15 protein-coding genes and 1 tRNA gene are annotated in these 15614 nt (G+C 43.9%); 11 read left to right on the top strand and 5 right to left on the bottom strand.

What is annotated here, in order from left to right; translation table 11 throughout:
* Positions 1–106 precede the first annotated feature (106 nt).
* Entirely contained in the window at positions 107–1369 is a 1263-nt protein-coding gene (locus tag JMX95_RS07770; RefSeq protein ID WP_157908401.1) for a DUF5723 family protein, read from the top strand.
* 67 nt (positions 1370–1436) lie between these two features.
* On the opposite strand, the gene JMX95_RS07765 is transcribed toward JMX95_RS07770, so the two are convergent.
* A complete protein-coding gene (locus JMX95_RS07765; protein WP_201553279.1) occupies positions 1437–2399 on the bottom strand; it encodes a DUF1853 family protein in 963 nt (320 codons plus the stop codon).
* 635 nt (positions 2400–3034) lie between these two features.
* Between JMX95_RS07765 and JMX95_RS07760 the strand changes: the two genes are divergently transcribed.
* Positions 3035–3508: a hypothetical protein gene (locus JMX95_RS07760; RefSeq protein WP_201540385.1), complete on the top strand. Its 474-nt coding sequence runs from the start codon at positions 3035–3037 to the stop codon at positions 3506–3508.
* Positions 3509–3643: 135 nt separating this feature from the next.
* Here the strand turns inward: JMX95_RS07760 and JMX95_RS07755 are convergent.
* The 4 genes from JMX95_RS07755 to gatC form a co-directional block, all read right to left on the bottom strand.
* Positions 3644–3720, bottom strand: a tRNA-Pro gene (locus tag JMX95_RS07755).
* 127 nt (positions 3721–3847) lie between these two features.
* Positions 3848–5374 carry an Asp-tRNA(Asn)/Glu-tRNA(Gln) amidotransferase subunit GatB gene (gene gatB, locus JMX95_RS07750; RefSeq protein WP_201553282.1) on the bottom strand — a complete coding sequence of 509 codons (1527 nt, stop codon included), beginning with the start codon at positions 5372–5374 and terminating at the stop codon, positions 3848–3850.
* Positions 5374–6870: an Asp-tRNA(Asn)/Glu-tRNA(Gln) amidotransferase subunit GatA gene (gene gatA / locus JMX95_RS07745; protein WP_201553285.1), complete on the bottom strand. Its 1497-nt coding sequence runs from the start codon at positions 6868–6870 to the stop codon at positions 5374–5376. Before gatA ends, gatB begins: the two co-directional genes overlap by 1 nt.
* Before the next feature lie 68 nt (positions 6871–6938).
* Positions 6939–7253, bottom strand: a complete 315-nt coding sequence (gene gatC / locus JMX95_RS07740; RefSeq protein WP_201553288.1) for an Asp-tRNA(Asn)/Glu-tRNA(Gln) amidotransferase subunit GatC — start codon at positions 7251–7253, stop codon at positions 6939–6941.
* A gap of 642 nt (positions 7254–7895) precedes the next feature.
* Here gatC and JMX95_RS07735 point away from each other — a divergent pair.
* The 9 genes from JMX95_RS07735 to rplW all read left to right on the top strand — a co-directional run bounded on the left by JMX95_RS07735 (position 7896) and on the right by rplW (position 15611).
* A complete protein-coding gene (locus JMX95_RS07735; RefSeq protein ID WP_083475748.1) occupies positions 7896–8924 on the top strand; it encodes a rod shape-determining protein in 1029 nt (342 codons plus the stop codon).
* A gap of 189 nt (positions 8925–9113) precedes the next feature.
* Positions 9114–9974: a rod shape-determining protein MreC gene (gene mreC / locus JMX95_RS07730; RefSeq protein ID WP_201560450.1), complete on the top strand. Its 861-nt coding sequence runs from the start codon at positions 9114–9116 to the stop codon at positions 9972–9974.
* Positions 9975–10135: 161 nt separating this feature from the next.
* On the top strand, positions 10136–10621 hold the full coding sequence (mreD, locus tag JMX95_RS07725; protein WP_045446600.1) for a rod shape-determining protein MreD: 486 nt from the start codon (positions 10136–10138) through the stop codon (positions 10619–10621).
* A gap of 131 nt (positions 10622–10752) precedes the next feature.
* On the top strand, positions 10753–11418 hold the full coding sequence (locus tag JMX95_RS07720; RefSeq protein WP_201553290.1) for a Maf family protein: 666 nt from the start codon (positions 10753–10755) through the stop codon (positions 11416–11418).
* A gap of 178 nt (positions 11419–11596) precedes the next feature.
* Positions 11597–13207, top strand: a complete 1611-nt coding sequence (locus JMX95_RS07715) for an Rne/Rng family ribonuclease (RefSeq protein ID WP_201553294.1) — start codon at positions 11597–11599, stop codon at positions 13205–13207.
* A 441-nt stretch (positions 13208–13648) separates the two neighbouring features.
* Positions 13649–13960, top strand: coding sequence for a 30S ribosomal protein S10 (gene rpsJ / locus JMX95_RS07710; RefSeq protein ID WP_010196670.1), 312 nt, complete (start codon positions 13649–13651; stop codon positions 13958–13960).
* A gap of 48 nt (positions 13961–14008) precedes the next feature.
* Complete coding sequence (gene rplC / locus JMX95_RS07705) at positions 14009–14647, top strand: 50S ribosomal protein L3 (protein WP_055125271.1); 639 nt, start codon at positions 14009–14011, stop codon at positions 14645–14647.
* A 14-nt stretch (positions 14648–14661) separates the two neighbouring features.
* Positions 14662–15264 carry a 50S ribosomal protein L4 gene (rplD, locus tag JMX95_RS07700; RefSeq protein ID WP_045446611.1) on the top strand — a complete coding sequence of 201 codons (603 nt, stop codon included), beginning with the start codon at positions 14662–14664 and terminating at the stop codon, positions 15262–15264.
* A complete protein-coding gene (gene rplW / locus JMX95_RS07695) occupies positions 15261–15611 on the top strand; it encodes a 50S ribosomal protein L23 (RefSeq protein ID WP_010196677.1) in 351 nt (116 codons plus the stop codon). The genes rplD and rplW overlap by 4 nt, the downstream gene beginning before the upstream one ends.
* Positions 15612–15614: the final 3 nt, after the last annotated feature.

Genomic DNA, 15614 nt, shown 5'->3' with positions numbered 1-15614 from the left:
GTCACATCGACTCTCAACCGTTGTTAGTAGCGATTGAGGTATAGCAACAAAAAAAGAGACAGATTACTGTCTCTTTTTTATGCTCTCTAATAAACGTGAGAAATTTATGCCATATAACGTTTCAATTCTCTATGGTTTTTTACCTAAAAGCTTAGCATCGCATTTATACAGCCGTACCAAGTTAATCACTACGCCAGCGATTGCCGCTATGATGATATCCAGCGCTGCGGTTGCTGATAGTGCAGATATACCAGCTGCTGATACGAATTTTTACTTCTACCCCCAAGCGACAGGGTTGCTAGACAGTCAGACCAAACAATCAGACGCACAGATAGAGTGGAGTGTGATGGCAACGGCTCATAGCCCAACACAGCCTATCTCAGCATTTTTAGACGATTGGAGTGCCCCTTTGGACTCGGGTGATCATGCTTATGCCCAAGGTCGGACGTCGCTTGAGATTCGTCCTGCGGGCAGTGCGATTAGCTACGGTCTAGGTTGGCGTTATGATTATTTAATGACGTTTAGCAAAGAGACTGCCGAAGTTTATTGGCAGTATGAAAATAAACAGCCCTCAAGTACCAGTCAAGATTATCCGTTATTTTTGGAAGCCAAGCACAATGAAAGATTCGGTGCTAATATTGGTCTGACGCAGCAGCTCATGCCTAACTGGCAATTGACTACTCGTGCCAATCTCTGGCAAGGACTGCATGCATTAGAAGGTAAGATAGTTGGCGATTTAAGCACCAGAGTGTTGCCAAATAATGAGGTGACAGACATACGAGACAGTTTGGATAAAACCAACGCTTACATCGATTATTACTATGATGAACCGGCTTTAGGGGAGGAAAATCTAGACTGGAACCCCGCGAAACCTTCGGGATATGGTTATTCGCTCGATTTGCAGCTCACAGGTCAGTTGTCTGATAGTACGCAGTTGTCTCTGAGTGGCTACGATATCCTTGGACGTATGCACTGGAAAGACATGCCAAGCACTCGTTATGCATTGGATTATGACGTCAACGGCAGACCTCTCTATACGATTGAAGGGCAGCTTAGCACTGATGATGTCACACAGACATTGCCATGGCGAGTGGAAGGTAGCCTTCAGCATCAGCTAGACAGTCAATGGCAGCTCGGTCTACATGGTCAAGTGAATGACATTCAAGACTTATATCAATTATCCGCAGGCTACCAAACGTCCAACGATGCTTTCCCCATTACGGTGACGGGCTTGATAGAGCCGCAAACGCAAGCATTGGGTCTTGCTGTAGACAGTCGTTATGCTGGCATCAAATTGCTGACCGACAGTCTCGATTCAGAAAAAGCCAAACGCAGTGAGATTAGCTTGTATGGACGCTATGCTTGGTAGCTTGATTCATTGCATTAATAAAGCAGATGGCTAAAGCGTCGATGTGCATATAATGCGGTGGACGTTACTAAAATTTATCATGCGTTTTGTCGCGCTGTTCAGGATAAATGACGATCGGACTATGACCTTCGAAGTATAGTCCTGTCGTAGGCATAGGCATTGCGTCGTTTGACCAAGCTACCTGCGGCTGTCGTCCATCATAGCAGTCGCGCCTAGTAAACCATTCGATATAATGGGCAGCTCGTAATGCCCTTATATCAAGCGTCGCAAGATTAGTCATATCGGTGTTATCGCACCATTTATGTATAGGAAAGCTTGGCGCTAACCAAGGCGGATAAGTAAAATTACAGGTATTGATTGGCAAAAAGAAGCGTCCTTTAATTATCCCATAACGCTTATCAATTTTAACTTGTCCATGCTTTTCGGTATCTACCCATACGGTACGAAACTGCTTGGTTTGCATATGGGTCATTTTACGCTGTAAATTGTCATTGGAGTTGATGCCAACCCAGTTCTCAGGAGCAAAAGGCGCTGATCCCATAAAAAACTTAATCGCCAGCTCCCAATGCTCGACCAGATTTTCTCCATGATTATATAAGATTAAATCCAGCTCACCAGTCGTCTGCTTGCCGTTAAATAACTGTATGTTATTAGCGATTGTCTCGTATAGATGCAACTTACGCGCAAACCCATCTTCTAACCAAAAAGAAATTAACCCTTCAAAATGAAACCCCAATCGATTGGGACTTGGACGCTTGAGTAAATAACGGGTCAATTCTTGATAATCAGTAGTAGTATCTAGTTCTGTTAATCGTTGCTTATACGCTTCAAATTGTACCTGCCAAAATCTGGCGCTATGTACTGAAATCGCATGTGTGTTCTCCTGCGGTGCAAAGTCTATCCACTGCGTTAATACGTTAGGACAAGCAAGTGCATAAGCCAAATCACGCACATAAGGTCGCTTGTAACGCTCCCAAGGGGCATCATCTATAGGGCGGGTAGAGGTGGGCTGAGCGATAGGCTCTGACATAGGATAAACCAGTGTAAAGGTGTAGCATTTACCCTAACGGCTCGCTCTATAAAAGTCTATGGTCAATCGTATTATGTTAATGTTGTGACCACTTGTCGGCTAATGCCTGAAAATAACAAGATATTCTATCCATAACTTGTATCAAGCCAAATATTGTTGCTCGATAATGCCTTACTATTAATACTAAGATGATAATCTATGATAAATAAGCATCTGTAAAATATTTCATGCATGATAAGTCCACTGCCTGTGCGTCTATGGGCGCAACTTTGACTATGGCACAGAAACCTACTTTGCCCTAAGAGCATATTTCACAAGATATTCAGTAAGCAATTAATCATGTTATGGTGGTTAATGACAGCTTAAACTATGACAAGGTTCGAAGGTGCACTCTATTTAATAAAAAAGAAACTTGTAATTATGAGAGTAGGGAGTATGTGAGTGAAGACAAATACTGTATTGCTGCTATCAAGTATAAAATTGAGGAAATAAATTGTGAAACTAGGCCATATTGGTAATGAGAGTAATGGAAAATCAAGTTCTGATGAAAAAAGTAATTATATGTATAATAAAATCAAGCAACAGTTTGAATTGTTTGAATAGATAAAGATGATCGTTATGAGAGGTAATATATTATGAAAGCATGGCTAGTTACTGCTGTTCTGATGGGTGTTACATTCGCTACCAATGCCAATGCCAATGCCAGTGCCAGTGCTTTTGATGCTATGGATAAGTATTTTAAAGAGTTTGAGGTCGTAGATGAAAACTACCGTTACGTAGACTTAGAAGCCGCGTCTACTTTTTTTGACTTAATGGATCATATGTTTAATAAAAAGATTAAAAATGAGCAACCTGATTTTAAATTGGGTGGTAAAAATCACTTGATGAGCTGGCATGTCGACCTATACTCAAGCTCACTCGCTTTTAAGAACATGGAGCCTAGTTTCCAAGAGTCGGGTATGACTGAGCTTTGTAATGATTTTTATGGCGCAAAATACCAAGCTGCTAATAATGTTGTGGTTAAGCTATCTAGTTATGACAATCAGGATAATTTGGTAGAAACAGTGGTTTTGAACAAAGATGTCTGTGCAGGGGCTAGTAATCTGTAGATTTGTCATCAAAGTAATTTAAATGTCATACCTACACCTACTAAAAGTAACAACTGTAAGGCATTGCCCAAATTTTAATCAAAAAAAAGCCAACCATTGAAAACAATGATTGGCTTTTTTCTTTACTACTATGTTTGGTCGGAACGGCAGGATTTGAACCTGCGACCACTACACCCCCAGTGTAGTGCGCTACCAGACTGCGCTACGCCCCGAATGACTGACTATTTTACGCAAAATTATGCATATTGCAAGGGCTATTTATTTTAGTCAAACTCTATAACCTTAATTTACGTATCACAGTCAGCATAACCAATGGGCAAAACCAATCAGCAATTATCCTTAACCTAGTAGCTCTTTGAGGATTTGGTTGACTTGCTGCGGGTTGGCACTACCACGACTTGCTTTCATGACTTGACCGACCAGACCGTTAAAGGCTTTTTCTTTACCGCCGCGATACTCTTCAACCATGGCTGCATTTTTAGCGATGACTTCTTCAACGATGGCTTTAATAGCGCCCGTATCGGTTTCTTGCTTAAGCCCTTTTTCTTCGATGATTTTGTCAGCGGCATCATCAGCATCACCGCCTTCACGCTCGTATAGAGCGCTAAAGACTTTCTTCGCCAATTTGCCAGATAGCGTGTCATCTTTGATTCGGGCTAGCATACCAGCCAATTGCTTGGCGCTGATAGGGGAGTCAGTAATTTCTTTATCATCTTTATTTAGCGCACCGAGTAGGTCACCCATCACCCAGTTGCCAGCCATTTTGGCATCTGCTCGCCCAATTTCTTCGACGACTGCTTCGAAATAATCAGCAATTTGACGACTACCCGTTAGGATGCGAGCATCATATTCTGATAGACCAAGCGCTTCTTCAAAACGGGCACGACGAGCAACGGGTAGCTCCGGCATTGCTGCACGAATGCTATCAACCGTATGCTGTTCGATACGCACAGGTAGCAAGTCAGGGTCAGGGAAGTAACGATAATCGTTAGCGTCTTCTTTGGTACGCATCACACGAGTTTCGTCGCGCTCTGGATCATACAGCATCGTTGCCTGCACGACTTTTCCACCGTCCTCAATGATGTCGATTTGACGCTCGATTTCACGATTGATGGCGCGTTCGATAAAGCGGAACGAGTTGAGGTTTTTTAGCTCAGTACGCGTACCCAATTCAGCACCAGGCTTACGAATAGAGACGTTACAATCACAACGGAATGAGCCTTCCGCCATCACTGCGTCTGAAATACCAAGCCACGTGACCAGCTGATGAATGGCTTTGATATAGGCAAGGGCTTCGTGAGCTGAGCGCATGTCTGGCTCAGAGACGATTTCGATTAATGGCGTACCAGCACGGTTCAAATCCACACCAGTCATACCATCGACGGCATCGTGAACTGATTTACCCGCATCTTCTTCTAAATGTGCGCGGGTGATACCCATACGTTTTGGATATTCGTTCTTATCCCCTTCATTGACCACCACATCGATATAGCCTTCGCCAACGATAGGGTTTGCCATCTGAGTGATTTGATAGCCTTTAGGCAAATCTGGATAGAAGTAGTTTTTACGGTCAAACGTATTAAATAGACCTAACTCAGCGTTGACACCGATACCGAATTTTAGGGCACGATCGACCACACCAGCATTTAGCACTGGCAATACGCCAGGCAGACCTAAGTCTACGATGCTAGCTTGGCTGTTTGGCTCATGACCAAAGTCAGTCGGCGCACTTGAGAATATTTTACTTTCCGTATTGAGTTGACAGTGAATCTCAATGCCGATGACCACTTCATAACCATCGACGAAAAGCTCTTTACGCACGGCATGCTCGCGCACGGCATTGTTATCAGTAGTAGCTGTACTCATTATACCGTCTCCTTTGCGATGGCAGAGTGTTGTAGATTATGGTCTGTATGCTGCTGGAATAAATGAGCAGTCGTGAGCAATTGGCTCTCTTGCCAATGCTTACCGATTAATTGTAAGCCAATAGGCAAACCTTCTGAGGTTAGACCAACTGGCTGGCTAAGCGCAGGTAGACCCGCTAAGTTGACCGCGATGGTATAAACGTCACCCAAGTACATGGTCGCAGGATCAAGGTTGTCAGTAAGCTTGTAAGCAGCGGTTGGTGCTGTTGGGCTAGCAATCACATCACAGCTAGCAAAGGCTTCATCGAAGTCTTTGACGATTAAGCGGCGGATTTTTTGTGCTTTGGTATAGTACGCATCAAAGTAACCTGCCGAAAGTGCATAAGTGCCGGTCAAGATACGGCGTTGTACTTCAGGACCAAAGCCTTCAGAGCGTGAACGCGTGTATAGATCGAGCAGATCGGTTGGATTCTCACAGCGATAGCCAAAGCGTACGCCATCGAAGCGTGACAGGTTTGATGAGGCTTCGGCAGGGGCGAGCATGTAGTAAGTGGCAAGGGTAATCTCAGGGTCAGTGATATTCACCTCCACAATCGTCGCACCTAGCTCTTCATACTTGTTCAGAGCAGCACGTACGGCCGTTTCTACTTCAGCGTCTAGTCCCGCACTAAAGTATTCTTTGGCAACACCAATACGTAGACCGTTAAATGGCTTATCGCCAGCCGCAGCTTCTGCATCGCTGATATCTTGTACGTAGTCAGGCATATCATACTTGATGGACGTTGCATCGCGTGGATCGTGACCAATCATTGGCTGTAGCAGATAGGCACAATCTTTAGCGCTGCGCCCCATGCTACCCGCTTGATCCAGACTTGAGGCATAGGCAATCATCCCAAAGCGAGAGACGCGACCATAAGTGGGCTTGATACCGGTTAAACCACAAAATGAGGCAGGCTGGCGAATAGAGCCACCAGTATCACTGCCCGTTGCGACTGGGACAAAACCTGCGGCAACGGCGGCAGCACTACCACCTGATGAACCACCGGGGACGCGCTCTAGGTTCCAAGGATTCTGTACCGTGCCGTAGTATGAGCTGCTATTGTCTGAGCCCATCGCAAACTCATCCATATTGAGCTTGCCCAAGCTAATCATGCCTGCTTTGTCGATATTAGAAACGATGGTAGCGTCATAAGGCGAGACAAAGTTATGCAGCATCTTAGAGCCACAAGTCGTCAGTACACCTTGGGTACAAAAGATGTCTTTGTGCGCCATCGGTACGCCAAGTAATGGACGCTGATCGCCTTGCGCGCGCATCTCGTCTGCTGCCTTTGCTTGCGCGCGTGCTGTCTCAGAAGTATGAGTGATAAAGCTGTTAATCTTATTGTCTAGCGCATCTATACGCTTGATGTAGTGTTCTGTCAGCTCAAGGCTGCTAAATTGTTTGTCTTGCAAGCCCGTAATAAGCTGCTGGGTACTTAATAAATGAAGTTCTGACATAAGGTGTCGTCCGTCAAAATGTGAATAGCATAAAGTAAAATAGGGTAGCGATTAAAGCAGCGCGCTGCTTATTCAATCACTTGTGGAACCAAATATAAGCCATTTTCAACAGCTGGGGCGACTGACTGATTGCGCGCGCGGTTGATATCGTGTTTGGCCACATCAGCCCGCAATTCTTGGCAAGCTTCATGGATATTCGCTAAGGGTTTGATGCCTGTGGTATCCACGTTAGATAACGTATTCATCAGTTTTAATACTTTACTAATATCGCCGGCATAGCTATCGGCTGTGCTTTCATCGACACCCAAACGTGCAAGGTTGGCAACTTCTAGGATTTCTTCACGGCTGACGTTGCTGTCAGACGTTGCTGGTTGCTGTGACATAGTTTCTCCAGTGAAGGACAGTTTTTGTTAGAGTAGAATGCGGCTAAAATAGGCAAGCATTAGATATAGATAATTATTAACACAAACTAAAACAAGGGGTTTATCTTAAGATGTATATATAGTGGCTTTATTATAAAGCATCTGGCTTAAGTTTACAGAGCATGACGCTTGATTGATGCACAATATCAACCAAGATGGCGTGATTTGCAAAATTGACCGTATAATTCACGATTGATTCTCAATTGCTTACCCATTACGTTCTGAAATACGTTACAGTATGCACCTGTGCTGCTAAGCAAAATTATCATTTGCCTGTAGAGCCTTGTTAGTTATTGAATTAAATGATGTTTCATTAAGTCGAATGGTATTTACTGCTATTTTAAACTTTGTAACAACTTTTAGCGTTTAAGACCGAAATCCTGACTTACTGATGCAAATATCTGTGTTTTTTTTGAGCCAAATCGGTATAATTTAGCTCAGTTTTTCCATTGCATCATTATTGCTTAGGTTTGACTTGTTGCGAGGTTCAAATTTCGCCATAAGTAATGTCTAACGACGACCTGCTCAACGCTGACGAGTAACGCCTCAGTCAATCTCATTCGCCTCATTCGCCTCATTTGTAATACGCTGGAAATATTAGTCATGAACCTGTTTGGATTTTTATCAAATAATATCGCTATCGACCTCGGTACTGCGAACACTCTCATTTTTATTCCTAATAAAGGCGTCGTACTTGACGAGCCTACGGTGGTTGCGTTACGAAGTAATCGTACCCAAAACCCTACCGTTGCGGCTGTTGGTATTGATGCCAAGCAGATGCTTGGTCGTACACCTGCTAACATTACAGCGATTCGCCCATTAAAAGACGGCGTGATTGCTGACTTTGAAGTGACGCAAAAAATGCTCAAGCATTTCATCACGAAGGTAAAAGCCAAGCGTTTTATGGCGCAGCCTAACGTGGTGGTTTGTGTGCCTTGTAAGTCTACTCTGGTTGAGCGTAAAGCGATTCGTGAAGCGGTATCTTCGGCAGGTGCGAGTAAAGTACTATTGTTAGAAGAGCCAATGGCAGCTGCCATCGGTGCTGGCTTGCCAGTTCATGAGGCCAGCGGTTCGATGGTGGTTGATATTGGTGGCGGCACGACGGAGATTGCCGTTATCGCGTTATCTGGTTGCGTTTATGCTGAGTCGATTCGTATCGGTGGCGATATGTTTGATGACGCGATTATCACCCACGTGCGCCGTACCCATGGTTGTGTGATTGGTGAGACGACAGCTGAGCGTATTAAGCACGAAGTTGGCTCTGCTTTGAATGAAGACAGTCAGCTAGAAGTCGAAGTTCGCGGTCGTAGCATGGCAGAAGGCGTGCCAAAAACCTTTACTGTTAATTCAGAAGAAGTACAAAAAGCCCTGAGTGATCCGCTGAGCGGTATCGTTAGCGCGGTAAAAGCGGCACTTGAGCAGACGCCACCTGAGCTGTCATCAGACATCGCAGAGCGTGGTATTGTTTTGACGGGCGGCGGTGCGCTGTTACGTGATTTGGACAAATTAATTTCAAGAGAGACAGGTCTACCTGTGACCGTTGCTGAAGATCCATTGACTTGTGTTAGCCGCGGCGGTGGTATTGCGCTTGACTTTATCAATAACAAAAGCTTGAACATGATTTTTGTTTAGATTGCTTTAGTTAAGCACTGCGGTATTGATAAATCATCTTCGTCGTGCTTGATGATAGCTTGCGTAAAAATAGTGGGTTAAAACAGTATAAAATTAAAGGTAGCCAGTTGCGCTGCCTTTAATTGCATTCATTAACTAGAACCCAGTACTGGCTACTGCTTATTTTATAACTCCTGAGTTAGACGACTTATGACCCCAAGTATTTTTGCGCGCCAGCCGTTAGCACTTCGTAAGACTGCCATTGTATTAATAGCAGCTCTAATACTGATGTGGTTCGATAGCAAAAATTCAGAATGGTTTAATCCAGTACGTAGTACCAGTCATGCCGCTATGCAGCCTATTTATGAGCTGTCACTGTTACCGAGTTATGCCAAGCATTGGGCAGGTGGCAGCTTACAGTCTAAAGAAGCGCTGCGCCGCGAAAACATGCAATTGAAGTCTCAGCTTATCCATGCGCAAGCCAAGTTACAGCAGCAAGATTATATTTTGGCACAAAATGCGCGCCTGCAAGGTATTTTATCAACAACCAAGCCTGAACAATTTGATCTTAATTTGGCACAGGTAATTGGTACAGACACCAACTTACTCAGACAAATCGTGGTGCTCAATAAAGGCGTTCAAGACGGGGTTCAAGTTGGACAGACAGTGATTGATGAAGACGGTATTTTAGGGCAGATTATTAATGTCTATCCCAATACCAGTCGCCTACTATTGATTACTGATGAACAGCAATCGGTTGCAGTTACAGTCAAGCGTACAGGTCAACGCGCTATCGTGACAGGGCAAGGTATACCAACCTCATTAAGCCTTGACTATGTATTCAAAACCTCAGACGTGCGTGTGGGTGATGAGCTGGTGTCATCAGGATTGGGTGGGCGTATTCCAGCAGGGTATCGTGTCGGGCGTATCGCCCATATTAAAGATACTCAAGCCGATAACTTTAGAAGTATAGAAGTGACCCCAGCGGCGAACTTTATCGATAATGCGTATGTATTAGTCCTGCAAGATAAGCTGGTGAATAAAAATAATATGACTCTCAATGACCTTTAAGAAGTTAGGTGCTCAATACGTAAGTACCAATAAGATAATGGCTGGCATCTATTTATTAACTGGTCTTTTTGTCGATACATTTTTAGCCATGGTTTTTATCCCATCAATACCCACTCATGCTTTAACAGCAGCCATCAATACATTCGTTAAGGTAAGTACCCATGTCGTATCCTGATTCTGAGAATGCAACGGTACTACTGATTGCTACCATCATTCTAAGTTTTGTTATTGCGTCATCGCTCAATGTATATCCGTTAAGTCCTAGTATGGCTACCTTACGCCCTATGGTCATGATCATGGTGCTGATTTTTTGGTTGTTATTTCAGCCACGCTATGTTGGTATTTTTACAGCATTTACCATCGGTCTCATTGCTGACTTACTCATGGATACCCATTTGGGACAGCAAGCGTTTGCCGCCGTGGCAGTCGCCTTCTTCATAAAAATAACCAGTATTTATATTAGGCAACTAAATACCATCAGTGCATGGTTATTAGCGAGCTTAGGATTGGTTGTTTTTCAATTATGTTTATGGATATTGCAGATGTTTATCCAGAATGTCTTTGTCGCACAATCTGCCTTATCACTGTTGATGAGTATCATCAGCTGGCCATTGGTACTACTGGCTTTGCGTAAATTTGCGTCATAAGAAAAATTCTGCTGACAACCAATAAGATTTTAGCGCTGGTGTTTATTAATCCTGACTAACTAATGTTAATGCACTAAAAGGCAGCAGTTTTCGGTAGTAGGCAGATAAATTCAGATATAAAGAGAGTAGCGATGGATATTATTTTAGCTTCTGGTTCGCCGCGCCGTCGTGAGCTGTTAGAAAGAGCACAACTAGAATTTAGCACATTGAGTGTAGATGTTGATGAAACAAAGCATGATGATGAGTCACCCACAGACTATATCGAGCGCATGGTCGCCACTAAAGCTGAGGCTGCCATACAGCAACTAGCATCACGCTTGAAAACGGATAAAAGCTGTTTTTCTGACTCACTTATCATTTTAACGTCTGATACCATCGGTGTGCTGGCAGATGGTCAAACAGTGCTGGTCAAGCCAGTCGATCGTGAGCACGCTTATAGCATGTGGCAACGGATGTCTGATAATGTCCATGAAGTATGGACAGCGGTTCAAGCAACTTATATATCATTATCTTCTAAAGTGGCTAACAGCTCAACTCATGAGCCAGTATTTCAAATCATTAATCAGCAACGAATCACTGAGCGTACCGAAGTGACCTTTATAGCGCTCACTGCGGAGATGATGAGTAACTATTGGGAAAGTGGTGAGCCTGCTGATAAAGCGGGTGGTTATGGTATACAAGGTTTGGGTGCTATTTGGGTCAGCCGTATCAATGGTAGCTATACCAATGTCGTGGGTTTACCACTTCCACAAACGCTGGCGTTAATTAAAAACGTCACAGATATTAGTGTCAAGTAAAATACGAGACAGACCCTGATGGAGATTATTTGTCTCTCAGAGATTGGTTGTCACTCTAACCTGCTGCACATAATAACACGCGAGAGTAATGGGCGAGAGCCAGCTGCATTTGTTACACTATAAAGATAATAGACGATGAACGTCTAACAAGAAAGCTGAGAGATAAGAGAAAAACATTATGTCCGAAGAGCTGCTGATTAATATTAGTCCAATGGAATCCCGTGTCGCAGTCTTAGACAATGGCATCTTGGGCGAAATTTATATTGAACGTCATCATAAATTGGGTCTGGTCGGCAATATCTATCTGGGTACAGTCGTACGCGTTTTACCTGGTATGCAGGCAGCATTCGTTGATATCGGGCAGTCGCGGACAGCATTTTTACATGTCAATGATATGCAGCGTGAGCCGCGTCCAGTAGCAGAAAATAAAAGTAAAGCGGCTGACAATAGCGATAAAAACTCGGATAGCAATATAGAAGATGCTGTGGTAGAAAATGGTACTGATAACTTGGCTGTCACGCCACCGGTGATTAGTATACAAAATACCGAAGTCATCCCTGTTTCTAAAACGTTGATTCAACATCGCTTGCATGAAAGCCAACGTATTTTAGTGCAAGTGACCAAAGATCAGTTGGGCAGTAAAGGCGCTCGCTTGACCACCAATATATCCTTGCCATCTCGCTATTTGGTGTATCTGCCCTCAAGCGAACACATTGGTATCTCTCAGCGCATTGATGGCGAAGAAGAGCGCACTCGTTTGAAGACTGAGCTTAGTAGCCTGATGCAAACGGTCAATCTAAAAGGCGGTCTCATCGCTCGTACCGCTGCTGAACGTGTCCCTGTCGATAAGCTTGAAGAAGACATTTATTATCTATTGCAACTGTGGCGTACCATCTGCGCGCGTCGCCAAGAGATGAAACAACATCAAAGTTCTGAGCTTATTTATCAAGAGCTATCATTACCGCTGCGTTCTATCCGTGATTTGGTACACGCGGATACCGAGAAAGTCATCATTGATAATGCACAAATTTACGAACAAGTCAGATCCTTTGCCAAAGAGTTTGTACCTTTTGTCTATGACCGCATTGTCCATTATACCGCTGAGCCATCCTTGTTTGATGTCCATCGTGTCGAAGATGATTTGCGTGATGCTTTAAAACGCCGCGTAGATTTAAAATCAGGTGGCTATCTCATTATCGACCAAACAGAAGCGATGACCACAATCGATGTCAATACAGGATCATTCGTAGGCGGGCGTTCGTTAGAAGATACGGTTTATAAAACCAATCTTGAGGCAACTCATGCAATCGCCCGTCAGCTGCGTTTGCGTAATCTAGGCGGTATTATCATCCTAGACTTTATTGACATGCTTGAACAGCAGCATAAAGATGATGTGTTAGAGAGTCTGCAATCACAGCTAGTACAAGACTATGCCAAAACTAAGATTACTCAGGTCAGTGAGCTTGGGTTAGTAGAGATGACGCGTAAACGTACGCGTGAGTCGCTCGGACAGCAGCTATGTGAGCCATGCTCGACCTGTCAAGGACGCGGCTTTGTTAAAACGGCTGAGACAGTGTGCTTTGAGATATTCCGTGAAATCATGCGTTGTGCTCGTACTTATAACTCTCCCAAGAAATTTACGGTCGTTGCCCATGCTGCAGTGATTGATTTACTTCTCACTTCAGAGTCAGACACGGTGGCAGATTTAGAGTATTTACTTGGTAGAGTGATTACCTTTGATGTCGAAAATCTCTATACTCAAGAGCAATATGACATTGTTTTGGATTGATGTTTCATAGTTTTAGATTAACAGTGCATAGTTACCAATTCATATAAGCGTGATTATTAAGCACAGATACGGTTGTTTACATATTACTGTTTATAAAGGGTAATATCATAAGTCGCTACAGATATTACCCTTGCAATGACTGAAATACTATGTATAATATACACCACTGAATTATATATGCGCCGCCAATCAAACAGCGGGCGCTATGACAGCTAGAGCATCGTTTCTAGCACTATTTCATTATGCCTTTGCTGACATCCTATAATGGAAGGGTCGGCGGGGCTTTAAACTATTTTGCTTTTGGCACGCTACAAGTTCGGATAAAGAACTCATTCTGGTTAAGAACAGAAGGCCGCTTTAAGTGAATATTTAACCAAACGGCTTTTGATCATATCTTTGCAAAGCAAAAATGACAAAAGCACATATTAGGAGCTTGCTGGCATGGCTAACCAGAGAATCCGTATCCGTCTTAAGTCTTTTGATCATCGTCTGATTGATCAATCTGCACAAGAGATTGTTGATACTGCAAAGCGCACCGGTGCGCAAGTTTGTGGTCCTGTACCGTTGCCGACTCGCATTGAGCGCTTCAACGTTCTAACTTCACCACACGTAAACAAAGACGCTCGTGATCAGTACGAAATCCGTACTCATAAGCGTATGGTTGACATCGTTCAACCTACCGACAAAACTGTGGATGCGCTAATGAAGCTTGACTTGGCGGCGGGTGTTGACGTTCAAATTGCTTTGGGTTAATGCACATAAACACCCAACCCATTAATATAAGATATAAAGAGGTCTAAAATGGCGATCGGTTTAGTCGGTAAAAAATGCGGCATGACCCGTGTCTTCACTGAAGCAGGCGCATCTATCCCTGTAACAGTGGTTGAGATCAGTGCTAATCGCATTACTCAAGTAAAAAATACTGATGTAGATGGCTATCAAGCCATCCAAGTTACCACAGGTACCCGTCGTGACAGCCGCGTAGCAGCAGCTCAAAAAGGTCACTTCGCTAAAGCTGGCGTTGCCGCTGGTCGTGGTGTTTGGGAATTTCGTGCCAATGATAGCGATCTTGAAGGTCGTGAAATTGGTGGTGAGATCCTAGCTGACTTGTTCGAACAAGGTCAGATGGTTGATGTCACAGGTAACAGTAAAGGTAAAGGCTTTCAAGGCGGCGTGAAGCGTCACAACTTCAGCATGCAAGATGCCACTCATGGTAACTCAGTATCTCACCGTGCCATTGGTTCAACTGGTCAAAACCAGTCACCAGGTAAAGTCTTCAAAGGCAAAAAAATGCCAGGTCAGATGGGTAACAAACGCGTTACCGTTCAGGGCCTAGAAGTGATATCGGTTGATGTTGAAAAAGGGTTACTTGTCATCAAGGGTGCTATCCCAGGTGCCACCGGTGGCGATGTCATCGTACGTCCGTCAGTCAAAGCCTAAGCAAGGGGATTAACGTGGATTTAAAAACAGTTACAGGGGCGGCAGTTGAGCTTTCTGATACGGCTTTCGGTCGTGAATTCAACGAAGCACTAGTGCATCAAGTCGTCACCGCATATCTTGCTGGTGCTCGTCAAGGTACACGCGCTCAAAAAACCCGTGCCGAAGTTTCTGGTGGTGGCATTAAGCCATGGCGCCAAAAAGGTACTGGTCGCGCTCGTGCAGGTTCTATTCGTAGCCCAATCTGGCGTGGGGGTGGTCGTGCATTCGCGGCTAAACCACAAGATTGGTCACAGAAAGTCAACCGTAAAATGTATCGCGGTGCTATGCAGTGTATCTTAGCCGAATTGATTCGCCAAGAGCGTTTGATTTTGGTCGAAGAACTAAGCGTTTCTGGACCTAAGACTAAAGAGTTGATTGCAAAGTTAGGTGAGTTAAATGCATCACGTGCATTAATCGTCACTAAAGAAGTTGACGAAAACTTATACTTAGCTGCTCGCAACATCCCACATGTCAATGTACTTGATACAAGTGAAGTGGATCCAGTGAGCTTGATCGCTTTTGATAAAGTGATCATGACAGTCGAAGCTGCGAAACAATTTGAGGAAGCACTAGCATGAATAACGCAAGACTTTATCAGATCCTAAGAGGACCTGTATTCTCAGAGAAATCTCAAATGCTTGGCGACTCACTTGGTGTGCAGGTATTTAAAATTGACTCTAACGCTACTAAGCTTGAAGTCAAAAAAGCGGTTGAGATGATGTTTGAAGGTGTTGAAGTTTTAAAAGTAAACACTTTGAATGTTAAAGGTAAGACAAAGCGTTTTGGTAAAAGTATCGGCCGTCGTAATGACTACAAAAAAGCCTACGTTACCTTAAAAGCTGGTCAAGATGTACAAATGGCTGATGCTGGTGAAGAGGTCGCGAATACGACTGCTTCTACTAGTGAAACAGCGAACAACGAATAAGGA

The organism is Psychrobacter sp. NC44, from assembly GCF_904846655.1.
Classification (GTDB): Bacteria; Pseudomonadota; Gammaproteobacteria; order Pseudomonadales; family Moraxellaceae; genus Psychrobacter.
Note: the sequence above shows the minus strand (reverse complement) of the source record. Positions and strands in the feature narration are given on the sequence as shown.